At 64.5% G+C, this 22,936-nt stretch carries 25 protein-coding genes and 1 tRNA gene; 15 read left to right on the top strand and 11 right to left on the bottom strand.

Annotation, left to right across the window (positions count from 1 at the left end; all coding sequences use genetic code 11):
• Positions 1-61: 61 nt before the first annotated feature.
• Positions 62-844 (top strand): DUF4397 domain-containing protein, encoded by a 783-nt coding sequence (locus NK8_RS04750; protein WP_213227760.1) that lies wholly within the window; start codon positions 62-64, stop codon positions 842-844.
• A 161-nt stretch (positions 845-1,005) separates the two neighbouring features.
• Here NK8_RS04750 and NK8_RS04755 read toward each other — a convergent pair whose 3' ends face one another.
• Entirely contained in the window at positions 1,006-1,140 is a 135-nt protein-coding gene (locus NK8_RS04755; protein ID WP_035936257.1) for an entericidin A/B family lipoprotein, read from the bottom strand.
• 186 nt (positions 1,141-1,326) lie between these two features.
• Entirely contained in the window at positions 1,327-2,769 is a 1,443-nt protein-coding gene (locus NK8_RS04760; RefSeq protein ID WP_225936237.1) for a sensor histidine kinase, read from the bottom strand.
• Between the two features lie 206 nt (positions 2,770-2,975).
• On the opposite strand from NK8_RS04760, the gene NK8_RS04765 reads away from it, so the two are divergent.
• From NK8_RS04765 to NK8_RS04785, 5 genes are all read left to right on the top strand, one after another.
• Positions 2,976-3,152 (top strand): DUF1328 domain-containing protein, encoded by a 177-nt coding sequence (locus tag NK8_RS04765; RefSeq protein ID WP_016344887.1) that lies wholly within the window; start codon positions 2,976-2,978, stop codon positions 3,150-3,152.
• A 10-nt stretch (positions 3,153-3,162) separates the two neighbouring features.
• Entirely contained in the window at positions 3,163-3,324 is a 162-nt protein-coding gene (locus tag NK8_RS04770) for a DUF1328 domain-containing protein (protein WP_075643714.1), read from the top strand.
• Between the two features lie 200 nt (positions 3,325-3,524).
• Positions 3,525-4,100, top strand: coding sequence for a bacterioferritin (locus NK8_RS04775; protein ID WP_162065308.1), 576 nt, complete (start codon positions 3,525-3,527; stop codon positions 4,098-4,100).
• 94 nt (positions 4,101-4,194) lie between these two features.
• A complete protein-coding gene (locus NK8_RS04780) occupies positions 4,195-4,827 on the top strand; it encodes a response regulator transcription factor (RefSeq protein WP_213227764.1) in 633 nt (210 codons plus the stop codon).
• Between the two features lie 27 nt (positions 4,828-4,854).
• The gene (locus NK8_RS04785; RefSeq protein WP_213227766.1) at positions 4,855-5,295 is read left to right on the top strand and encodes a response regulator; all 441 of its coding nucleotides are present in this window, start codon (positions 4,855-4,857) and stop codon (positions 5,293-5,295) included.
• On the opposite strand, the gene NK8_RS04790 is transcribed toward NK8_RS04785, so the two are convergent.
• The 3 genes from NK8_RS04790 to NK8_RS04800 are packed head-to-tail and all read right to left on the bottom strand — an operon-like array spanning position 5,274 to position 7,721.
• Positions 5,274-6,488 carry an MFS transporter gene (locus NK8_RS04790; protein WP_213227768.1) on the bottom strand — a complete coding sequence of 405 codons (1,215 nt, stop codon included), beginning with the start codon at positions 6,486-6,488 and terminating at the stop codon, positions 5,274-5,276. The two genes, NK8_RS04785 and NK8_RS04790, sit on opposite strands and share 22 nt — an antisense overlap.
• Before the next feature lie 38 nt (positions 6,489-6,526).
• Complete coding sequence (locus tag NK8_RS04795) at positions 6,527-7,327, bottom strand: phosphodiesterase (RefSeq protein ID WP_213227770.1); 801 nt, start codon at positions 7,325-7,327, stop codon at positions 6,527-6,529.
• Positions 7,328-7,364: 37 nt separating this feature from the next.
• Positions 7,365-7,721: a hypothetical protein gene (locus NK8_RS04800; RefSeq protein ID WP_213227772.1), complete on the bottom strand. Its 357-nt coding sequence runs from the start codon at positions 7,719-7,721 to the stop codon at positions 7,365-7,367.
• Positions 7,722-7,932: 211 nt separating this feature from the next.
• Between NK8_RS04800 and NK8_RS04805 the strand changes: the two genes are divergently transcribed.
• Together NK8_RS04805 and NK8_RS04810 are read left to right on the top strand one after the other, a co-directional pair.
• Complete coding sequence (locus NK8_RS04805) at positions 7,933-8,217, top strand: hypothetical protein (protein WP_213227774.1); 285 nt, start codon at positions 7,933-7,935, stop codon at positions 8,215-8,217.
• A 107-nt stretch (positions 8,218-8,324) separates the two neighbouring features.
• Complete coding sequence (locus NK8_RS04810; protein ID WP_162066783.1) at positions 8,325-8,537, top strand: hypothetical protein; 213 nt, start codon at positions 8,325-8,327, stop codon at positions 8,535-8,537.
• 24 nt (positions 8,538-8,561) lie between these two features.
• On the opposite strand, the gene NK8_RS04815 is transcribed toward NK8_RS04810, so the two are convergent.
• A tRNA-Leu gene (locus NK8_RS04815) sits at positions 8,562-8,646 on the bottom strand.
• 135 nt (positions 8,647-8,781) lie between these two features.
• On the opposite strand from NK8_RS04815, the gene NK8_RS04820 reads away from it, so the two are divergent.
• Positions 8,782-9,234, top strand: coding sequence for a metallophosphoesterase family protein (locus NK8_RS04820; RefSeq protein WP_213228487.1), 453 nt, complete (start codon positions 8,782-8,784; stop codon positions 9,232-9,234).
• A 52-nt stretch (positions 9,235-9,286) separates the two neighbouring features.
• On the opposite strand, the gene proP is transcribed toward NK8_RS04820, so the two are convergent.
• The 3 genes from proP to argA form a co-directional block, all read right to left on the bottom strand.
• Positions 9,287-10,762, bottom strand: a complete 1,476-nt coding sequence (gene proP, locus NK8_RS04825) for a glycine betaine/L-proline transporter ProP (protein ID WP_162065315.1) — start codon at positions 10,760-10,762, stop codon at positions 9,287-9,289.
• Positions 10,763-11,397: 635 nt separating this feature from the next.
• The gene (locus NK8_RS04830) at positions 11,398-11,670 is read right to left on the bottom strand and encodes an oxidative damage protection protein (protein ID WP_008350541.1); all 273 of its coding nucleotides are present in this window, start codon (positions 11,668-11,670) and stop codon (positions 11,398-11,400) included.
• A gap of 59 nt (positions 11,671-11,729) precedes the next feature.
• Positions 11,730-13,112, bottom strand: a complete 1,383-nt coding sequence (gene argA / locus NK8_RS04835; RefSeq protein ID WP_162065316.1) for an amino-acid N-acetyltransferase — start codon at positions 13,110-13,112, stop codon at positions 11,730-11,732.
• Between the two features lie 22 nt (positions 13,113-13,134).
• Here argA and hrpA point away from each other — a divergent pair, with 22 nt between their 5' ends.
• From hrpA to NK8_RS04865, 6 genes are all read left to right on the top strand, one after another.
• Positions 13,135-17,532: an ATP-dependent RNA helicase HrpA gene (gene hrpA, locus NK8_RS04840; RefSeq protein ID WP_225936205.1), complete on the top strand. Its 4,398-nt coding sequence runs from the start codon at positions 13,135-13,137 to the stop codon at positions 17,530-17,532.
• Between the two features lie 127 nt (positions 17,533-17,659).
• Positions 17,660-18,673, top strand: a complete 1,014-nt coding sequence (locus NK8_RS04845; protein WP_225936206.1) for a beta-propeller fold lactonase family protein — start codon at positions 17,660-17,662, stop codon at positions 18,671-18,673.
• Positions 18,674-18,762: 89 nt separating this feature from the next.
• On the top strand, positions 18,763-19,782 hold the full coding sequence (locus tag NK8_RS04850) for a sterol desaturase family protein (protein ID WP_213227776.1): 1,020 nt from the start codon (positions 18,763-18,765) through the stop codon (positions 19,780-19,782).
• 78 nt (positions 19,783-19,860) lie between these two features.
• Complete coding sequence (locus NK8_RS04855; RefSeq protein ID WP_213227778.1) at positions 19,861-20,712, top strand: EI24 domain-containing protein; 852 nt, start codon at positions 19,861-19,863, stop codon at positions 20,710-20,712.
• 16 nt (positions 20,713-20,728) lie between these two features.
• Positions 20,729-21,547, top strand: a complete 819-nt coding sequence (locus tag NK8_RS04860) for a molybdopterin-binding protein (protein ID WP_213227780.1) — start codon at positions 20,729-20,731, stop codon at positions 21,545-21,547.
• Entirely contained in the window at positions 21,544-22,242 is a 699-nt protein-coding gene (locus NK8_RS04865; protein ID WP_213227782.1) for a copper homeostasis protein CutC, read from the top strand. The genes NK8_RS04860 and NK8_RS04865 overlap by 4 nt, the downstream gene beginning before the upstream one ends.
• Here NK8_RS04865 and NK8_RS04870 read toward each other — a convergent pair.
• Together NK8_RS04870 and NK8_RS04875 are read right to left on the bottom strand one after the other, a co-directional pair.
• On the bottom strand, positions 22,226-22,642 hold the full coding sequence (locus tag NK8_RS04870) for a type II toxin-antitoxin system VapC family toxin (protein ID WP_213227784.1): 417 nt from the start codon (positions 22,640-22,642) through the stop codon (positions 22,226-22,228). The genes NK8_RS04865 and NK8_RS04870 overlap by 17 nt on opposite strands.
• On the bottom strand, positions 22,639-22,893 hold the full coding sequence (locus NK8_RS04875) for an Arc family DNA-binding protein (RefSeq protein WP_162066787.1): 255 nt from the start codon (positions 22,891-22,893) through the stop codon (positions 22,639-22,641). The genes NK8_RS04870 and NK8_RS04875 overlap by 4 nt, the downstream gene beginning before the upstream one ends.
• Positions 22,894-22,936 lie beyond the last annotated feature (43 nt).

Consider the following 22,936-nt stretch of genomic DNA (forward strand, 5'->3'; position numbering starts at 1 on the left):
CGTCAAAAACGTACACACGCCGCCGACTCAAAAAACGATCAAAACAAAGGAAGGTGGAACCATGAAGCTCATCCGCACCGCTGCCGCGCTTGCCGCCGTCGCCGCTTTGCTCTCCGCTTGCGGCGGAAGCTCCGACGATGTCGGCAAGGAAATCGGCGTCACCCCGGCGCAGGTCCATTTCATTCACGCGATCCCGAGCGGCCCGAACGTCGACTTCTACGACAACAGCAAGGTCCTGCAACCGAATCTCGCCTACAAGACGGTGACCAACTTCGCGAACATCGACACCGGCCAGCACAATTTCTCCTACGCGGCCGTGAACACGACGACGCAACTCGCCACCGACACGAGCATCTCGAACGCGGCGAAAGGGCATGAGTACACGGTGATCGCGCTGCCGGACGCGGGCTTCCTGCCGTCGATCGCGGTGATCGACGATCCGTTCGACAAGGGACTGCTGTCGAGCAGCGCACGCGTGCGCGCTTTCAACGCGTCGACGAACGCGCCGAACCTCGATATCTATCTGGTCGCGCCGGGCACGAACGTCGCGAACGTCAGCCCGACGATGGCGGGCGTCGCCTACAAGAACGCCGTACCCGCGACGACGCAGGATTCCCTCTACGTCTCCGGCGGCACGTATCAACTGATCGCGACCACGCCGGGCTCGAAGACGCCGGTCTACACATCGGCTTCGTTCGACCTCGCCAAGAACGCGGACTGGCTCGTGACGACGCTGCCGTCGGGCAACGCGCTCTCGCAACTGGTGCCGGAGAAGATTCGCGTGCTGGTCGCGCAGGGCGGCAACACGCAGCAGCCGGCGCTGGAATTGCCCGACACGCAATGACGCTTCACGCCTGAGAAAGCAAAACCCGGCGCGCTCATCGGCCGGGTTTTTTATCGCCCGTCCCGCGCAATCACAACGCAAAAAAATTCCCGCCACGCGAACGTGGCGGGAAGACAGGGCACTACATCAACGCTAAGGAACGCCTGAGCCTGAGTCGCCGCTTACTTGTGCTCCTCGGCGGAATTCGAAATGGCCTGACCGCCCTTCGAAATATCCTGGCCCGCACCCGAGACGGTGTTGCAGCCCGCGAGAGCCGCCGTGCCTGCAATCAGCAGTAGAGCGATGAGTCGAGACATGTTTATCCCCTTGGAGTTGAAATGCGTGACAGGAATCGGTTCGCGCACCGTGTCTGTGGTGACGGACGTCTTGTCGTCGCCCGCCTTACCGATGTGAACAATCATAAAAAAAGCGCATGGCCGCACGCTGTAGGTTCGCCTGCGATTTTCCTGTCGGCGGCGTCCGCATTTGGTGTCGGCATCGTCCTACGCGGTGGGCGCGGCGAGCGGCGCATCGACGCTGCGCTCGCGCGGCATCGACACGCTGATCGCCGTGCCGTGCGGCGACGCGCGCTCGATCTCGAAGCGCCCGCCGCGCGCCGACACACGCTGCCGCATGCCGACGAGCCCATGCGTCTGCGTGCGCTTCAGATCCTGCGGCCGGATGCCGATGCCGTCGTCGGTGATCGAAAGCGACACGTTCTCTTCATCGATATCGAGCGCAATCCTGATGCGGCTCGCATGCGCATATTTCGCCGCGTTCGTGAGCGTCTCCTGCGCGACGCGAAAGAGCGCGATCTCGATCGCCTCGCCGAGCTTCACGTCCTCGCCCGGCAGATCCGATTCCACATTCCAGCCATTGCGCTGCGCGGCTTCATCGGCGAGTGAGCGCAGCGCCGTCACGAGGCCGAAGTTGGCGAGCACGGTCGGGCGCATGTCCTCGATGATGCGGCGCTTCAACGCAATGCCCTGATCGAGATTGCCGAGCGCGCGCGCGAGTTTTTCGGCCATCGTGGGTTCGGTGTCCTTCAGCTTGCCGCGCACCCACGCGACATCCATCTTGCTCGCCGTGAGGATCGAGCCGAGTTCGTCGTGCAGTTCGCGCGCAAGCTCGGTCTTCTCGTTCTCGCTGACCGATTGCAAATGCCACGCGAGCGCTTCGAGCTGGCGCGTGCGCGCGAACACGAGTTGATCGAGTTCCTCCTGCTGCGTGATGAGCGCCTTCTGCACGCGCGCCTGTTTGTCGAGCTGGATGCCGAGATTGCGGAACAGCAGGATGAACAACACGATATTGAGCGCGCACAACGCGCCGACGCAGAGCGTGGAGATGCGCTGGTCGGCGCGGCTCGCGTCGAGCGCGTGTTGCGCGCGCTGTTCCTCGTTCAGGCGCAACAGCGACAACGCCGCGTCGAGCGTCGCGCTGGTGTCGGGCGGCGGCAGCGCGAGCGGACGCGGGTGGGCGGCGGCGTCTTCCGGCGTATCTTCGAGGCGCACGGTGCCTTGCGCGATTTCATCGTCGGCGGCGGCGCGGATCTGCGCGAAGCTCGCGAGCGCGGTGTCGTCGCCGATGCGCCGGTAATACGCATCGAGCGACGCCAGCGTGCGCCGCACGCGTGCGGTTGTCTCCCGGAAGTGCGCCTGATACGCGCCGTCGGGCTTCAGCGCAAAGCCGCGTTCGTCGGCGGTGAGCGTGGCGATATCGGCGGCGAGCATCGACAACTGCGCGGTCGCGCCCTTCGCGTCGAGCGCGGTTTCGTATTCCGACGCGATCCGCATGCGCCCCGATTCCAGAATGACGAGCCCGCCCACCGTGATGACGATCGCCACCGTCATCGCTACGGCCCAGCTATAGCGGCGCATCCATTCATTGAAACGCGCCGCGCGTCGCGCGATTCCGGCCGGCGCGGGCGGCGTGGGCGTTTTCTGCATGGCGGGTTCATTGGCCGCGAAGGACGGGGTTTCGTCGGGCAGGATCGTCGGTATCGCGGCGCGCGGTACGTGGCTCATGGTGTCGGATAGCCGATTTGAAAGCGGGTGTCGGTGGATTCCCACAGCAAAAAAGGAGCCTGCCCGAATGCGCGCCGCCAGACGCATCGCTAGGATGGTTCTGTAATCCATTCTTACGGGGAACGATCATGCTGAAGTGGGCATTGTTTTTCGCGATCGTGGCCGTGATCGCGGGCGTGCTGGGTTTCACGGGCGTCGCCGCCGGGGCTGCGGCCATCGCGAAATTCCTGTTCGTGCTGTTCTTGATCCTGTGCGCCGTGTTCCTGGTGCTTGGCTTCGTCGTCACGAAAAAAGCCATCGATTAGAGGAGGTCACATGCTTCATTACGCCGTTGTCTTCTTCGTCATCGCCATCATCGCGGCCGTGTTCGGCTTCACGGGCATCGCGGCCGGGGCGGCGGAAATCGCGAAGATCCTTTTCTATATTTTTCTCGTCGTATTCGTGGTCACTTTGCTGCTCGGCGTGTTCCGAACGTGACGCCCTCATTCGGGCGAAAGCCATGAGCCATCAAGCCGCGCGCGGGTTTTACGACCGTCGCGCGGCTTTTTGAAGGGATCAGGCATGGCGCATGCATCGGAGTCTCTGATTGGATAGCGGGGTTCTATGCAGGTCCGCCTTGCACGGGCCTCGCGCCAGCGAACAGTCATGTCACACCCCATCACAGAGGAGCGAACCAAATGTCCAAATCGTCTGCTGTAAAAGCTGCGCCGAGCCAGTCCACGGACGCTTTTGTCCTCGATGTCGAAAAGATTCGCGCCGATGCGCGGCAGCACATGGATGAAGGCGCGGTGACGACGGGTTACGGCGCCGACCGCGAGACCGTGTTAAAGCTGCTCAACGACTCGCTCGCCACCGAAATCGTCTGCACGCTGCGCTACAAGCGTCACTACTTCATGGCGAAGGGTATCCATTCGGAAGCCGTCGCGCAGGAATTCCTGGAGCACGCGAACGAGGAACAGGAGCACGCCGATACGCTCGCCGAACGCATCGTGCAGCTTGGCGGCGAGCCGAATTTCGCGCCGGACGGCCTCTCGTCGCGCTCGCATTCGGAGTACAGCGAAGGCAAGGATCTGATCGACATGATCCGCGAGAATCTGATTGCCGAGCGCATCGCGATCGATACGTATCGCGAGATCATTCGCTATCTCGGCGATAAGGACGTCACGACGCGACGCATCTTCGAGGACATTCTCGCCGTCGAGGAAGAACACGCCGACGACATGGCGGACCTGCTGGAAGGCCGCAACGGATAAGGGCGATGACGCGGGGCGCGCAGTGCGTGCCCCGCGTCTGCATGACATGGCCGATCAACTACTACAAGAGCGTCCGGCCCTGCGGACGACGCGAATGATTCGAGTCCTGATAGCCGACGACCACGCGATCGTGCGCAGCGGTTTCCGCCAGTTCGTCGCGGACGAGCCCGACATGGAAGTCGCCGCCGAGGCCGCCACCGGCGACGAGGCGATTGCGCGCGTGCGCGAGCAGGCGTTCGACGTGGTATTGCTCGATATCGCCATGCCCGACAAGAACGGCGTCGACACCTTGCGCGTGATCAAGCAGATCCGGCCGGAGCAGGGCGTGCTGATGCTCTCGGGCTTTCCGGAGAGCCAGTACGCGATCAATCTGCTGAAGGCGGGCGCGAACGGTTATCTGAACAAGGACGCCACGCCCGATGAAATAGTGCGCGCGATCCGCACGGTGGCGCGCGGGCACCGGTATCTGTCGGAATTCATCGCCGATGCGCTCGCCGACAAACTCGACAAACCCGCCGCCGAGCGGCCGCACGAAATGCTCTCGGAGCGCGAGTTTCAGATCTTCTGCAAGCTCGCGGGCGGCCAGATTCCGACGGAAATCGCGCAGGAACTGCATCTTTCGGTGAAGACGGTGAGCACCTATCGCGCGCGCGTGCTGGAAAAGATGCGGCTCGCCAACAACGCCGACCTCACGTATTACGCGATCAAGAACGGCCTGATCGAATAGCGGCGCGGCACACGGAGGGCGCCCGACGTGGGCAATCACATCGACACCGACGACCGGGCAGGACATGAGCGGACGCCGCGCGCACCGCTCGCGGTGCTGCTGATCGAGGATTCGCCGCTGATCCGTCGCAGCCTGACCGAGGCGATCGACGCGCTCGGACCGTGGCGCGTGACCGCTTTCGCCGATAACCCCGCCGACGCCATCGCGCTACTCGCGGCGCAGGTTTTCGACGCGGTGATCGTCGATCTGCAACTGAAGCGCGGCTCGGGCATCGACGTGCTCGCGTGGCTCGAGGCGAGCGGCGCGGCGCGAGCGCGTGGCGCGTTCGTCGCGGTGCTGACCAATCACGCGCTGCCGGCGTATCGCGAGCGTTGCCTGCAATACGGCGTGCGCCACTTCTTCGACAAGTCGCTGGAATTCGACCGCGTGCTCGACGCGTTGCACGACTACGCGCGCGAGCGGGCCTGAGCGCGCGCGCGTCCGCGCCAGTGACTGAAGCCGGCGAGCGCCGTCGCCGCGAGGCCGGCGAGACACACGCCCGTCCAGCCCAGCGCGTGCCATGCGAGCGACGCGAGCGCCGAACCCAATGATCCGCCGATGAAATACGCGACCATATAGACCGTGTTCACGCGGCTGCGCGCTTCCGGCTTGAGCGCGTAGATGCGCGACTGGTTCGAGATCTGCGCGGCCTGCACGCCGATATCGAGCACGATCACGCCGACGACCAGCCCGGCGATACTCCGCGCGGAAAACGCGAACACCACGAACGACACCGCCACGAGCCCGATGCACAGCGAGATGACCGCGCGCGGCCCGCGCCTGTCGGCGGATTTGCCCGCGAGCGGCGCCGCGAGCGCGCCCGCCGCGCCGACGATGCCGAACAGCCCAGCAGCCTGCGGCCCCATGTGAAACGGCTCGCCCGCGAGCAGCAGCGTGAGCACCGACCAGAAGATGCTGAACGCGGCGAAGAGCGCGCCGCCGGTCAGCGATGCTTCGCGCAGCGCCGCGCTTTCCGCCGCGAGATGCCACAGCGAGGCGAGCAGCTTGCCGTAGGGAAGCGTCGAGGTCGGCCGGCTTTTCGGCAGCCGCGCGATCACGACGACCGCCAGCGCGATAGTCGCGAACACGGACGCGCCGAACACCGCGCGCCAGCCGAAATACTGCGCGACGAAGCCGGACACCGTGCGCGCGAGCAGAATGCCGAGCAAAAGCCCGCTCATCACCGTGCCGACGGCGTGGCCGCGTTCGGCGGCGGGCGCGAGCTCGGCGGCGAAGGGCACGGCTTGCTGCGCGATCGTCGCCACGATGCCGATCGCGAGGCTCGCCGCGATCAGCACCGCGAGCGTCGGCGCGGCAGTCGCGACGACGAGCGATACGCCGAGCGCCGCCAGTTGCAGCAGGATCAGCAGACGCCGGTCGAAGCGGTCGCCGAGCGGCGCGAGCACGAGCATGCCGAGCGCGTAGCCGAGTTGCGTCGACGCCGGCACGGCGCCGATCAGCCATGCGCTGCCGGGAAAGCTCGCGCGGAAGTCGTCGAGCAGCGGCTGATTGAAATAGATGTTCGCCACCGAAACGCCCGCGATGGTCGCGAGCAGCCACAGCGTGGCGCGGGAATAGTGCGGATGGCGTTCCGGCGGATTCGGTGGCGGCGCAGCGGACATGGGAAACGCAGACGTTGACGGTCAGCCGCCGATCATACTCAGAAAGGCTGCGGTCCGCCGCCCTGATCGACGCTCATGCAATGCGTGACGAGGCCGGAATCGGCGCGCCACAGATGCAGCCCGAACGCGGGCGGCTCCATGACGAAGGCCTCCGGGCCGTCGGGCTTCAGCTGCAACGCAACCTGATGCGCGGTCGACGGCGCGCACCACACGATCGTGCCGCCGAAGCGCACGCTGATCGCCCGATGCACGTGACCGCACACGATGCGCTCGACGTTCGGATGGCGCCGCACCAGCGCATCGAGCGCGCGGCTGTCGTCGGGCGCGAGGCGGATGTCGTCCATGAAGCCGATGCCGCACGCGACAGGCGGATGATGCATCGCGATCACGACGGGCCGCTCGCGGCTCGCGTCGAGTTGCGCTTCGAGCCAGGCGAGGCGGGTCGGGCACAGGCGGCCCGCGCCCGAGCCGGGATCGAGCGTATCGAGCGCGATCACGCGGACGTCGGCCACATCGAATGCGTACTGGACGAAGGCGTCGCCGGTGGCGAGCTCCGGCCGGTCGTCGAAGACCGTGCGCAGATTCGCGCGATCGTCGTGATTGCCGACGAGCACGCGCCACGGCATCGCGAGCCGGTCGAGCAGCGTGCGCAAATGCCGGTATTCGGCGATGCCGCCCGCATCGACGAGATCGCCGGTGATGAGCGCGGCGTCGGGACGCGGGTCGAGCGCATTGAGTGCGTCGATCGCGCGGGCGAGGAAGGCGGCCGTATCGACGCGGCCGTAAGCGAGCGTGCCCGGCGGCGTGATGTGCAGATCGCTGATCTGGGCGAGCAGCATGTGCGTGGGTCTCCTCGTCGCGGGCGGGTGGTTCGGCTCAGTCGTCGGATGCGGCGGTTGGCGGCTTCGGCGCGAGCTTCGCGGGCACGAGCCACTGGAAGCCCGTCATCGATGTTTCGCTGAACGTGCATTCGGCGGCCGCGGAGACCAGCACCGGCTTGGTGGCGGGCGGCGTCGGCGCGTTCTGGATCGTGCCGTGCACGACCACCCGCGAACCATGATAACTCGCGCCGGAGCCGGTGATTTTCAAAGGCGCGCTGGCCGCGTCGGGATAATCGGCGCGGACCTTCTCCTTGCAGGCTTCGACATTCTTGTAATAGGACGTGCAGCCGGCGAGCGAGGCGAACGAAAGCGAGATCAGGACGGCCAGCAGAGGGTGGTTTCGATGTTTCATCGATGAATTCGGTCGATGCCCGATGCCGCGAGGCAAATCGGAGCGTGATGAAGGTCGGGCGAAGCTTTATAACACGCGCGGCCGTGTATCACTGTAGTGCATCGAGGCGCAGCGGGGCCGCGCGCCGATGGCTTGTTTTGTCGCGCGATGCGGTAGCACAATCGGCACTGTCGAACGATCCGCGCGTTTTTGACCGATGGAGACGACCGTCATGCAGAAGGACATCGAAGTAGGCGATTACCTGCTTGCCATGCAGGCCGTGCCGCGGCAGATCGAAGCCGACGGCGACGAGGAGGCTGCCCCGTCCGAGGGATACGCGATCCGCGTGCGCGTGACGCGGCTCGATCAGAAGCCGGTGCACGGTTCCGCGCTCGCGAGCGATTCCGGCGAAATGACGGGCGACCACGGCCCGTTCGAGACCGTCGCCGAGGCGATCGCGCACGGCGAGGCCTGGGGACGGCATTACGTTGCGCGCGTGCTGGGGCATTCGGTGTAGCGGCGGGGCCGCGAAAGAGGGGGGCGCTCCCCGCGTCAGGCGGGTGCCGGGCGGCGATGCGTGTGGCTAGACTCTGGCTCATCGACCGGACCATCGCAGAGGCCGCCATGACGCCCGTTGCTCTTTACGTCACGCCCCATTTCATCGCTTCCGTGCGCAGGGGGAAGGTGCGCGACTGTTTTAGCGGGACGGTTCGGTTTATCGGCGTGGACGCGCTGCCGTTCGATGTCGAACACGTGTGCCTGCTGGATCGCGATACGGCGATCGAGGCGCTGTTCGATGCGGTGAGGGACGCGGAGAGGTTGTTGAATGCGGTGTGAGGGGGCGTTGCACGAAGCCCGCTTTGGTGCCGGGGACCGGACTCGAACCGGCAAGCCGTGAGGCGGCGGATTTTAAGTCCGCTATGTTTACCAATTTCATCACCCCGGCAAGGGCGGACGCGATTCTACCATTGCGCGGCAGCGCGCCAAAACCGCGCCAGCCGCCGATGCGCGCCCCGTTCGACAGGATTTCACCCCGCCCGCATAATCATCGGCACCGGTTCAGCCGCAAGGACACCCGATGATGCGCATCGGCCTCATCTCCGACACACACAACCTCGTGCGCCCCGAGGCGCTCGAGGCCTTGCGCGGCGTCTCGCACATCATCCACGCGGGCGACATCTGCAAACGCGACGTGCTCGATACCCTCGCGCCACTCGCGCCGCTCACGGTCGTGCGCGGCAACAACGACATCGGTGAGGGCGTTGCGCACTTGCCCGAACAGGCACGCATCGAACTCGGCGGCGTGACGATCCACGTCGTCCACGATATCGCCGATGTGCCGAAGCAACTCGACGGCATCGATATCGTCGTGACCGGTCATTCGCACAAGCCGCTCATCGAACGACGCGGCAACGTGCTGTTCGTGAATCCCGGCAGCGCGGGGCCACGCCGCTTCAGATTGCCGGTCACGCTCGCACTGCTCGACATCGAGGATGGAATACCGCAAGCGCGCATCGTCGCGCTCGCGACATAAAAAAAGGCCGGCGCTCACGCACCGGCCTTTCGCCGTCAGACAGTCCGAACGCTTACGCGCGCACCGTGCCTTCCGGGAATGCATCGTCCATTTCGGCGGCTTCGCGATGGCCGCGCAGGATCGCGTGCGCTTCCGATTTCGACGCCACAGCCGGCGGCGAACCCTTCAGCGGCTTCTTCGCCGTCTCGTGCAGCGCGAGCACCGAGACTATACCGATCAGCGACGCGCCCATCAGATAGTACGCGGGCATCATCAGGTTGCCGGTCGTGTCGACGAGCCATGCCGTGACGAGCGGCGTCGTGCCACCGAACAGCGACACCGACACGTTGAAGCCGATCGCGAGCGCGCCGTAGCGGATCTTGGTCGGGAAGAGGGCCGGCAGCGAAGACGGCATCACGCCCGTGAACGTCGAGAGCAGCGCGCCGAGAATCATCATGCCCGCGAAGATCGACGGAATCGTGCCCATGCGGATCAGCGAGAGCGCCGGAATCGACAGCACCAGCAGGCCGACACAACCCGCGAGCATCACCGGCTTGCGGCCGATCGTATCGGACAGTCGGCCGGCGAAGAGCGTCAGCGGCATCATCAGCACCATCACGACGAGCACGATGAACAGGCCGTGCGTCTCGTTGAACTTGAGCGTCGCCGACAGATAGCTCGGCAGATACGACAGCGCCATGTAGTCGGTCACGTTGAAGATCAGCACGAGGCCGACGCATTGCAGGAGCGGCTTCCATTGCTGGATGAGCGTCTCGCGGAACTGCTCCTTGGTCGTTTCATGCGACACCGCTTCCGCCTTCTCGGCTTCGCGCTGGAACGCAGGCGTTTCTTCAAGCTTCATCCGGATGTACAGACCGATCAGGCCGAGCGGACCCGCGACCATGAACGGAATGCGCCAGCCCCACGACAGCAGCGCGCTTTCCGAGAGCGTCGCGGTCAGCACCGCGACCACGCCCGCGCCGAGCACATAGCCGACGAGCGTGCCGAACTCGAGGAAGCTCGACATGAAGCCGCGCTTCTTGTCCGGCGAGAATTCGGCGATGAAGGTCGCAGCACCGCCGTATTCGCCGCCCGTCGAGAAGCCCTGCACGAGACGCGCGACCAGCAGCAGCACCGGCGCCATCACGCCGATCGTTTCATAGCTCGGAATGATGCCGATACAGAACGTGCCGACGGCCATCATGATCATCGTCATCGCGAGCACGCGCTTGCGGCCGATGCGGTCGCCCAGCGGGCCGAACACCATGCCGCCGATTGGGCGCACGAGGAACGCGGCCGCGAACGTGCCGAAGGTCGCCAGCAACTGCGCGGTGGGACTGCTCGACGGGAAGAACACCTTGCCGAGCGTCACGGCGATGTAGCTGTACACGCCGAAGTCGAACCATTCCATCGCGTTACCGATGGCCATGGCGCCAACCGCGCGTTTGAGCAAGGACTGATCGACGATGGTGATGTCGTCGAGGGTGAGATCGGACTTCTGACTCGATGAATCCTGTGTGCGCCAAAGGCCCTCTTGAAGAGAAGACATAGTTCGAAAAACTCCGTATTCGATCCCGAGAACTCGCACGGAGCTTCGGGACAGTGCAGTTTCGCGACGGCGCCGCCTTGGTATCGAGACAGCGGAAAACGATCGCCAATGGCTCCGCGCGGCATCCTGTATGAAGCAGATGCCGAATAGAAAAGCAAACGCGGTGCCGGTGCTTCGCGGTGGGTCGCGAAATTGCACTCGGGATGAAACAAACGAATTTGACGTGCGGACGGCGAACTCAGCGGGAATCCGGAGTTGCCGCGGGTGGGCCGCGACGTCGGCGAAAAAACAACCTGAGACGAAAAAGGCCGGCGTTGCTGCTAATGAACCGACGCGCCTCTTTGTATGAAAACTGTCACTACCGCGCTGTGTTCGGATAAAAATGCTACGAACTCAATGCGTGAATGATGGTGAGTTGCTGTTGATAACAAGAAGATGATAACACGATGACAGACGATCTGCAAACCGACTGGTTAAGACAAGACCGCACGAGTCGCGCGATCCCTTACCGGGCTTAGGATTGCGCCGCGTCTCGTCTCATTCGTCTGATGGTCCATTCGGAACATTTTGCCCGTGCGCGGACAACAAAAAACCGGCCGCGTGGGCCGGTTTCTCGGTGCGATCAAGCGCGGATTTCAGCTTTGCGGCGGCACGTAGCCCGAAGCGGTATCGGCGCCTTCACCGAAGAAGTACTTCTCGGTCTGCTTGATGAGGTACTGGCGCGCGCGCGGGTCGGCCATGTTCAGGCGGTTTTCGTTGATCAGCATCGTCTGCTGCTTGAGCCAGCCTTGCCAGGCTTCCTTCGAGATCGTCTCGTAGATGCGCTTGCCGAGTTCGCCCGGCAGCGGCGGAAAATCCAGTCCTTCGGCTTCCTTGCCGAGCTTCGCGCATTGAACCATTCGGGCCATCTTGAGTTTCTCCTGTATCGGGGTAGCTGAGCGCAAAGCTGCGCTTCGTTCATTCGTGTTCAAAGCTGTTTCATCAGGACGAGCGACTTGCGCTGCCAGTTGTACAAGCGCCGCCGATCCTCGGGCAGATCATCCACGGTCACCTTCACGAAGCCGCGCTTGAGGAACCAGTGTTCGGTACGCGTCGTCAGCACGAAGATGCGCGTGAGGCCGCGCGCGCGGGCGCGTTGCTCGATGCGCTTGAGCAGCCGCTCGCCGTCGCCCGAACCTTGCGCTTCCGGCGCGACCGTCAGGCACGCCATCTCGCCGATGCGCTCCTGCGTGTACGGATAGAGCGCCGCGCAGCCGAACAACACGCCATCGTGCTCGATGACCGAAAAGTGATCGATATCGCGTTCGATCTGGTGACGCCCGCGCCGCACGAGCGTGCCGTCGGATTCGAGCGGCTCGATCAGCGTGAGAATGCCGCCGACGTCGTCCGGCGTCGCTTCGCGCAGGCTTTCGAGATTCTCGTAGGAGATCATCGTGCCGACGCCATCGTGCAGGAACAGTTCGAGCAGCACGCTGCCGTCGAGCCGGTAGGGAATGATGTGGCCGCGCGCCACGCCGCCGCGGCACGCGCGCACCGTATGCTTCAGATAGAACGCCGTGTCGCCCTGCAGCTCGCCGCTTTCCTGCAGACGATAGGCGTCGTCGAGCGACAGTTCCCGGATGAGCTCGTCTTCCGAATCCACCAGGCCGGGAATTTCCGTGACGAAGATGATCTTGTCGGCGCGCAGCGCGATGGCCGCTGCGGAGGCGACATCTTCCATCGACAGATTGAATGCCTCGCCGGTCGGCGAAAAGCCGAGCGACGACAGCAGCACGAGCTTGTTCGATGCGAGCGACTGGCGGATGGAATCGCCGTCGATCTTGCGGACGACGCCCGTGTGCTGAAAATCGACGCCGTCGAGAATGCCGACCGGCCGCGCCGTCACGAAGTTGCCCGACACGACGCTGATGTGCGCGTGCGCCATCGGCGTGTTCGGCAAGCCCTGGCTGATCGCGGCCTCGATATCGAGGCGCACTTCGCCCGCGGCTTCCTTCGCGGATTCGAGCGCGCGGGCGTCGGTGATGCGCAGGCCGTGCGAGAACGACGATTCGACGCCGTGCAGGCTCAGCTGCTCGTCGAGCTGCGGGCGCGAGCCGTGCACCAGCACGACGTGGATGCCCATCGCGTGCAGCAGGCCGACGTCCTGCACGAGCGCATTCAGGCGTCCTTCCTGCACCAGCTCGCCGCCGAACGCGACCACGAAGGTCTTGTTGCGGAACGCGTGAATATAGGGCGCGACGGAGCGCATCCAGTCGACGAACTGGGCGTGGGGATTCGACGCTTCGGGCTCTGTCGCAGCGGGCTGCGACGCCGCCTGAGTGGCGATCGTGAGGTCGGTTTGGGAATTCATCCCGGGATTATAATGCGACGCTATGCCGAATGTTTCCCGACCCGCACGCCCCAACCAGCCGGGCAAGCCGCAATCCGCCGATCAAGCCCTCGACACGCGCGAGCAGTTGCAAAAGCTGCGCGAAAATCTGCTGCGCGAAGCGCACGCGGGTGAGGGTGCGGGCGCGTCCGGCGAAACGGCGGGATTGAGCAAGAAGGAACTCGCCGCGCGCCGGTTTGCGGGCGGGAAGGCGGCGGCGCCTGCCCAGCCGAAGCAGACTCGACCTCGATCGCAACCGAGCGAGCCGCAGTCCGTTCAACGTTCACCGAAACCGCGCGATGTGACGCAGCCGCCGCCCGCGCAGCCTGCTGCGCCAACGCGCCCGAAACGCGATGAGGTCCGGCGCGAGCAGGGAAATCGTCCGCCGCGCGTCGAGCGCGCACCGCAAAAGAGTCCTGTCGAAGCCCGCAAGCCGGATACGGCGCGGCCACCTCGACCTGTCGTCGAAGAGCGAAGCGAACGCCCGGCCGAACCACGCCAGCCGCGCGAACCACGCGAACCGCGCCAGCCTCGCGCGCCACGCGTCGTCACACCGAATCCGGTTCCGCCGATCACCTTCCCCGAAGCGCTTCCGGTTTCCGGCCGTCGCGAGGAAATCGCGCGCGCGATTCGCGAGAACCAGGTCGTGATCGTCAGCGGCGAAACCGGCTCGGGCAAGACCACGCAGCTCCCGAAAATCTGCCTCGCGCTCGGACGCGGTCTCGGCGCGGGCGGCAGCGGGCTGATCGGTCACACGCAGCCGCGCCGTATCGCCGCTTCGGCCACGGGCCGGCGCATCGCGGAGGAGCTTGGCACGCCGTTCGGCGAAGTGGTCGGCTACAAGGTGCGCTTCACGGACAATCTCGCGCCGGGCGCGTCGGTCAAGCTGATGACCGACGGCATCCTGCTCGCGGAAACGCAGACCGATCCGCTGCTCAAGGCCTACGACACGATCATCATCGACGAGGCGCACGAACGCAGCCTCAACATCGACTTTCTGCTCGGCTATCTGAAGGAAATCCTGCCGAAGCGCCCGGATCTGAAGCTGATCGTCACGTCCGCGACCATCGACGCCGAGCGTTTCGCGCGCCATTTCGGCCGCGACGACAAACCCGCGCCGGTGATCGAGGTGAGCGGGCGGCTGTATCCGGTGGAAGTGCGCTATCAGCCGATCGAGGAAGAAAGCGAAGCGATCAAGAACGCGCAAGGCACGCTGCCGAGGCGCAACGACCGCAAGGCCGATCGCGATCTGATGGAAGCCATCGTCGATGCCGTCGACGATCTGTGCCGCGTCGGCCCCGGCGACGTGCTCGTGTTCCTGCCCGGCGAGCGCGAAATCCGCGATACCGCCGAGGCGCTGCGCAAGCATCACCCGCCGCACACGGAAATCCTGCCGCTCTTCGCGCGTCTCTCCGCGCAGGAGCAGGAGCGCGTGTTCAGGCCGTCGAACGCGCGGCGCATCGTGCTGGCGACCAATGTCGCGGAAACGTCGCTGACGGTGCCGGGCATACGCTATGTCGTCGATACCGGCATGGCGCGCGTGAAGCGCTATTCGTATCGCAACAAGGTCGAGCAGTTGCAGATCGAGCCGGTGTCGCAGGCGGCGGCGAACCAGCGCGCCGGCCGCTGCGGGCGCGTCGCGGACGGCGTGTGCATCCGTCTCTACGACGAAGCGGATTTCCAGGCGCGGCCGCGCTTCACCGATCCGGAAATCCTGCGCTCGTCGCTCGCGTCCGTAATTCTGCGGATGAAGTCGCTGCATCTGACGGAGATCGAGACTTTTCCGTTCATCGAGCCGCCGCCGGGACGCGCGATCGCGGACGGCTATCAACTGCTGAACGAACTCGGCGCGGTCGATGACGACAACGCGCTCACGCCGCTCGGCCGCGAACTCGCGCGCCTGCCGCTCGATCCGCGCGTCGGCCGCATGATTCTCGCCGCGCGCGATCATCACGCGCTGAAGGAAGTGCTGATCATCGCCTCGGCGGTGTCGGTGCAGGACCCGCGCGACCGGCCGATCGAGGCGCAGGAGCAGGCGGATCAGGCGCATCGGCTGTTCGTCGACGAGCGCTCCGAATTCCTGCAATGGACGCGCATCTGGAAGTGGTTCGAGGACGCCGTCGCGCACAAGAAATCGAACAAGCAGCTCGCCGATGCGTGCCGCGCGAACTTCCTGTCACATCTGCGGCTGCGCGAATGGCGCGATGTGCATTCGCAATTGCTGACAGTCGTGCGCGAACACGGCTGGCGTCTGAACGATTCCGATGCGACTTTCGAGCAAGTGCATCTGTCGCTTTTGACGGGCCTGCTCGGCAACGTCGGACTGAAAGCCGACGACGAGCCGCATTATCTCGGCGCGCGCGGCATCAAGTTCCATCTGTGGCCGGGGTCCGCGCTGCTGAAGAAAGCGGGGCGCTGGGTGATGGCGGGCGAACTCGTCGAAACGAGCCGGCTGTACGCGCGCACGATCGCGAAGATCGAGCCGGAATGGCTCGAAACGGTCGGCGCGCATCTGCTGAAGAAATCGCTGTCCGACGCGCACTGGGAGAAGAAGGCCGCGCAGGTCGTCGCGTACGAGCGCGCGACGCTCTACGGGCTGACGGTCTACGCGCGCCGGCGCGTGAGCTACGGCCAGCAGGACGCGAAATATGCGCGTGAGCTGTTCATCCGCGGCGCGCTCGTCGAAGGCGAATTCGACACGCGGTTGCCGTTCTTCGCGCACAACCGCAAGCTGGTCGCCGATATCGAGCAACTGGAGCACAAGTCGCGCCGCCAGGACGTGCTCGTCGACGATGAACTCATCTACGGTTACTACGATTCGCTGATTCCCGAAGGCATGTGGACGGGTGCGGCGTTCGAGCGCTGGTATCGCGATGAACAGAAGAAGGCGGGCAACGAGAAGCTGCTGTTCCTCTCGCGCGACGACCTGATGCGCCACGAGGCCGCCGGCGTCACGACCGATCTGTTCCCGAAGCGCATGACGATGTCGGGCATCGAGATGTCGCTGACCTATCACTTCGAGCCGGGTTCGCCGCGCGACGGCGTGACGCTCGCGGTGCCGCTGTACGGTCTCAATCAGGTCGATGCGCGCCGCGTCGAATGGCTCGTGCCGGGCATGATCAAGGAGAAGGCGCAACTGCTGCTGAAGTCGCTGCCGCAGAAACTGCGCCGGCACGTCGTGCCGTTGCCGGAATACGCGGCGGGTTTCGCCGAACGTCATTCAGGACCGAAGTTCGGCGCGGGCGCGCTGGTCGATTCGCTCATCGCCGATATTCGCGCACAGACGCAAGTCGCTGTGAAAAGCGCCGATTTCAAGCTGGAAACGCTGCCCGCGCACCTGTTCATGAACTTCAAGGTGATCGACGAACACGGCCGCCAGCTCGCGATGGGCCGCAATCTCGCGCAACTGCGCGCGGAACTCGGCGGTCAGGCGCAGCAGCAGTTCCAGAAACTGACATCGGCGGCTGCGAGCGTCGCGCTCGATGCGCTGTCCGGAGACACGAGCACGCCGCCAGCGCAGCCGTCCGGTGAAACGTCGTCCGGCACCGCGCTCTACGAAAATCTCACGACGTGGAACTTCGGCAAGCTGCCCGAGCTGCTCGAAATCCGCCGACGCGGGCAGACGCTCTTCGGCTATCCGGCGCTCGTCGATCGCGGCACGCACTGCGACGTCGAAGTGTTCGATTCGCCCGAGGAAGCGGCGCGCATCCATCGCGCGGGCCTGCGGCGGCTGTTCGCGCTGCAACTGCGCGAGCCGATCCGCTATCTGGAGAAAAACCTGCCGGGCCTGCGCGAAATGTCGATGCAATACATGGCGCTCGGCACCGCCGACGAACTGCGCGATCAGATCGTCGACACGGCGCTCGATCGCGCGTGTCTGCAAGACCCGCTTCCCGACGACGACGCCACCTTCCACGCCCGCCGCGACGCCGCGAAAGGGCGTCTCACGCTGCTCGCGCAGGAAATCGCGCGGCTCGTCGGCACGATTCTGGCCGTATATGCGGCGCTCGGGAAAAAGCTGGCGCAGGCGAAATCGTTCACGTCGGCCTATGCGGACTTGCAGGCGCAATTGAACGCGCTCATCGGCAAGCGCTTTGTGATCGATACGCCGTATGTGCAACTGGCGCACTTTCCGCGCTATCTGAAGGGAATCGGCCTGCGCATCGACAAGCTCAAGGCCGATCCGGCCCGCGACGCGCGCCTGCTCGCCGATCTGCAACCGCTCGCGCAGCACTATCAGCGCGCGATGTCGCAACGCGGCGGAGTCGCGGATGCGCGCCTGTCCGAGTATCGATGGTTGCTCGAAGAACTGCGCGTGTCGCTGTTCGCGCAGGAATTGCGCACGCCGATGCCGGTTTCGGTGAAACGCCTCTATAAGGTATGGGAATCGATGCAGCGCTAGGCGGCGGCTCAAAAGCGCGCCGTTTCTTGCGCCGATCCAGCGTATTGCGCAAAAAGCCGCACCCGGTCAACGCGCCGCGCGAAGCAAACGTTCTACAATGACGCCTGCCTTCCGAAGCCTACTTTTCATGCGCAATATCTTCCGTTTCAACCGTGTCCGCGCAAGCGCGGCACGCGCCGCGCTCGCAACCGGCGCAGCGCTGATCGCCACTGCGGCGCTCGCAAATAACGTCGTCGTGCTCAACTCGGCTGAAGCCACGCTGAGCCTGATCGACGAAAACACCCATCAGGTCGTCGGCACCGTGCCGACCGGCAAGGAGCCGCACCACCTGATGCCCACGCCGGACAATTCATCGCTGATCGTCGCGAATTCGGTGTCGAACAACCTGATGTTCGTCGATCCGAAAACCGGCGGCGTGCAGCGCTGGGTGCAGGACATCGAGGATCCGTACCAGATCGGCTTTTCGCCCGACAAGAAATGGTTCGTGTCGACAGGCCTGCGCCTCGACCGCCTCGATATCTATCATTTCGACGGCAAGAACCTGAGCATCGCGAAGCGCCTGCCGCTCGCGACGATGCCGAGTCATATCGCGTTCACCAACGACAGCACGACCGCCTTCATCTCGCTGCAGGTTTCGGGTGAAATCGCCGCGATCGACCTCGCGACGCAAACGGTGAAATGGAAGATGAAAGTGGGCAAGGTGCCCGCGGGCGTCTGGTTCACGCCGGGCGACAAATATCTGCTCGTCGGCATGACGGGCGCGGACTACGTGGCCGTGGTCGACTGGCGCAACCAGAAGGTCGTCAAGACCATCACCACGGGCAAGGGCGCGCACAACTTCCGTTCGATGGTCGATGGAAAGCACGTGCTGGTGTCGAACCGCGTCGCGAACACGATCAGCATCATCGACGAGGACTCGCTCACGAATGTCGGCGACATCACCGGTCTGCTGCCGGGCCCCGACGACATGGAACTTTCCGCCGACAAGAAGTATCTGTGGGTTACGTTCCGCTTCGCGAAGCATGTCGGTGTGATCGATCTGGCGAATCGTAAGCTGATCGAAACCATCAAGGTGGGCCGCTCGCCGCACGGCATTTACTTCTACAACCGCGCACCGGTGACGGCGCCCAACGGGGCGTAAGCGGGGTACAGGTATGGGCGCCCGCCGCGCCCTATACTACGATTGAGGAAAGGCCGGCGCACCGGACGGCCCCAGCACCACGGAGCACCATGTTTCATTCCATTCTTTCGTCGCTCGACGGGCTCGTTTCCTGGCTGCAGACGCTGCTCTATGTCGACGTGGTCCAGCCCACGCTGTTCAAGTTCGGCCTGATGGACTACGACGAGGACACCTATGACGCGCTCTACTGGGTGATCGTCGGCGTGCTGGAAGTGCTGGCGATGTACGCGATCCTGCGTCCGCTCGAAGCGTTCCGCCCGGCGGAAACGTGGAAAGACCGCAAGGGCGTGCGCGTGGACGTGCTCTATACGTGGATCGTCAAGCTCGGCATTCTCAATCTGTTTTTTTTCTTCACGTTCCAGCCGCTTTTCGATTCGATGCAAAGCTGGCTGCGCATCCATGACGTGCCGAATCTCGAGATCGACAACCTGTGGCCGGGCGTGACGACGCAACCGCTCGTCACCTTCGTGATCTATCTGCTGATTCTCGATTTCGCCGGCTACTGGTATCACCGGCTGGAGCATCGCATCGGCATCTGGTGGGAATTGCACGCGGTGCACCACAGCCAGCAGAAGATGTCGCTCTGGACCGACGACCGCAATCATCTGCTCGACGACATCCTGCAGGCGAGCTTCTTCGCGTGCGTCGCGCTCGTGATCGGCGTGGAGCCGTCGCAGTTCGTCGTGCTCGTCGCCATCACCAATTTCATGCAGAGCCTGCAGCACGCGAACATTCGCCTGCACTACGGCTGGCTCGGCGAGCGGATCGTCGTGAGTCCGGCGTTCCATCGCCGCCATCACGCCATCGGCTTCGGCCACGAAGGCACTACCTACGGCTGCAACTTCGGCGTGCTGTTCTCGTTCTGGGACATCCTGTTCCGTTCGGCGTCGTTCGACCGCACCGTCGAGCCCACCGGCATCCGCGACCAGCTGGGCGCGCCGGGCGTGGTGGCGGTCCGTTACGGCGATGGCTTCATCGAGCAGCACTGGCTCGCGTTCAAGCGCATTGCCGCGCGCCTTTCCGCACGCCGCGCGGGCGCGTCCGCATCGGACAACTCGGCGGCCGTCTGAGCCTGTCTCCAAGACCAGCGCTCGCGTGTGGCGCTGGTTTATCCTGTCGGTTCTTCTTTCTTCTTCTACGAATCACGCATGAGTGACTTGCTGCGTTCGTTCGTGCGCGCGCTCGCGAACGTCTTTCATCCGCGCATGCTCTGGCTGACGCTGATGCCCTTCGGCGTCGCCACTGTTCTATGGGGCGCGCTCCTCTGGTTTTTCTGGCAGACGCTCACGGGCGCCGCGAATAGCTGGCTCGACGGCTGGTCCCTCACGACCGCGATGTACCGTCTCTTCGACGCGGTCGGATTTTCGGCGCTGCACGCGGTGATCGCGCCGTTTCTGGTCGTCATCATGACGGTGCCGCTGATCGTCGTTACCGTGCTGCTGCTGATCGCGACGATTTCGATGCCCGGCGTCATCAAGCTGCTCACGCGCCAGCCGAAGGGCCATTATTCGTCGCTCGAAGAACGGCGCGGCGGCTCGTGGTACGGCAGCCTCGGGCATTCGGTCGTGACCACGGTCGTGTGCCTCGTGCTGCTCGTCGTCACCTTGCCTCTGTGGCTGATTCCGCCGTTCTTTGCGCTGATTCCGCCGCTGCTGTGGGGCTGGCTGACCTATCGCGTGATGACCTACGACGCGCTCGCGCTGCACGCCAGCGTCGACGAGCGCCGCGCGATCGTGCGTGACGCGCGCTGGCCGCTTTTCAGCATCGGCATCGTGAGCGGCCTCCTGAGTTCCGTGCCGACGATGCTCTGGGCATGGTCGGTGTGGCTGCTGCCGCTTTTTCCCGTCGTCGCCGTCGTGACGATCTGGGCGTATGCATTCATCCTCGTGTTTTCCGCGCTGTGGTTCGCGCATTACTGTCTGCACGCGCTCGAGCGCCTGCGCGCGAACGAGCCGCGCTATCCGGCGATCACGGTCGAATCCCGCGACGTTTCACTGTAAGGACCAGGGGGCTTTCATGGGCATTGGCGTCATCATCATCGGCGACGAGATCTTGTCCGGGCGCCGCACCGACAAGCATCTGCCGAAAATCATCGAACTTCTGAGCGCGCGCGGGCTGGCGCTCGACTGGGCCGAATATGTCGGCGACGATCCCGCGCGCATCACCGCGACGCTTGCGCGTACCTTCGCGTCGGGCGATATCGTGTTTTCGACCGGCGGCATCGGCGCCACGCCGGACGATCACACGCGCCAGTGCGCGGCGCAGGCGCTCGGCGTGCCGCTCGCGCTGCATCCCGAAGCGGCGGAACTGATTCGCGCGCGCATCCGCGAGACGGCCGCGCAGGCCGGCAAGCCGGTCGAACTGGAATCGCCGGAAAATCTGCATCGGCTGAACATGGGCACGTTTCCGCAGGGCGCGTCGATCATTCCGAACAGCTACAACCGGATTCCGGGCTTTTCCGTCGGCGATCATCACTTCGTGCCGGGCTTTCCCGTGATGGCCTGGCCGATGATCGAATGGGTGCTCGACACGAAGTATGCGCATCTGCATCACGCGAGCCCGCATGTCGAGCGCTCGCTGCTCGTGTTCGGCCTGCCGGAGTCGCGCATCACGCCGCTGATGGTGGCGATCGAGCGCGATTTCGAAGGCGTGCGCGCGTTCAGCCTGCCGAGCGTCGGCGATGCGGCGCGTGGGACGCTGTACGCGCGCGCGCATATCGATCTTGGCGTGAAGGGCGATCCGGAGAAAGCGAACGTGGCCTTCGAAGTATTGCGCGAGGGCGTGATCGCGCTGGGCGGCGAAGTCGTGGAAGTGCCGCCGGAGGAAACGAAGTGACCGTGCTGGAAGTCATCGCGACGACCGTTTCCGATGCGCGTGCGGCGCAACGCGGCGGCGCCGACCGGCTCGAACTCGTCACCGCGATGGGCGAGGGCGGGCTGACGCCGAGCATCGGGCTGATCGAAGCGGTGATCGATGCGGTCGATATTCCAGTGAACGTGATCGTGCGCCCGCACAGCCGCTCGTTCGTCTACGATGCCGACGACTACGCGGTCATCCTCCGCGACGTGCGCGCGATCGCGAAAACGCGGGCGAACGCGATCGTCACGGGCATGCTGAGCGCGCAGGGCGATATCGACACGGAAGGTCTCGCGCGCGTGATCGAAGCCGCGGATGGTTTGCAGGTCACCTTCCATCGCGCATTCGACGAAGCGCGCGATCTGTTCGCCGCGTTCGATACGCTGCTGCGATTCGATGCCGTGACGAACGTGCTGACGTCGGGCGGCAAGCCGTCGGTGCTGGACGCGCAGGGCACGATCGCGAAGCTCGTCGGTAAGGCGGCGGGAACACGCTGCACGGTGCTGGCGGGCGCGGGACTGACCGTCGATGCGGTCGCGCCGTTCGTCGCGTCGACGGGCGTGCGCGCGGTGCATTTCGGCTCGGGCGTGAGAGTCGGCGGGAAAGGACTCGCGCCGGTCGATGAGGCGAGCGTCAGGCGCGTGCGCGGACTCTTGCCTAGTCCCAGGGGTTGAAGACCGTCAAACCGGCGGCCTCGAAAGGCGATGTGTCGCGAGTGGCGACGGCGAGACCTTTCGCCGCGGCGACTGCGGCGATGAGGCCATCCGCCAGAGCGATGCCGCGTCCTTCTGCGCGGTCCTTTGTCATGAGGTCGGCGTAGCTTTGAGCGCAGTCGCTGTCAAACGGCAATACGCGTGTGGCTACCAGCGGCATCAAGCCTTCTTCGAGCTTCGCGTTCAGCGCATCGCGTCGCTTGCCCGCAGGGAGTTGTGCGACGCCCCATCGCATTTCCGCCACGGTGATGGCGGACAGATAGAGCGTCTGCAGCGGTTGTGCATCGAGCCATTCGATGACCTTCATATCGGGAGTCAGACGAAACAGCTCGGACACCACGTTCGTATCCAGCAAAATCATTCGAAGCTCACGGGCTTGGCCGGGGTCCGGTCACGGATGTTTTCGAAAATGGCGAACTCGCGATCGCTCAAACCCGCTTCACGGCCAAATCCGGTCAGAAACGAGCCGAGTTTCACGCGTCCTTCCGGCTTGACCGCTGCTTCCAGTATGTCGCGTACCTCTGCCTCGGTGCTTCGGCCGTGTTCCGCCGCGCGCAACCGTAGCGCCCGGTGTACCTCGTCAGGCAAGTTCCGTACAGTCAACATTGCCATCTCAACCCCCACTTCGAATGCAATGCATTCATTGTACGGGAGT

Origin of the sequence: Caballeronia sp. NK8 (genome assembly GCF_018408855.1) — a bacterium.
Lineage (GTDB): Bacteria > Pseudomonadota > Gammaproteobacteria > Burkholderiales > Burkholderiaceae > Caballeronia.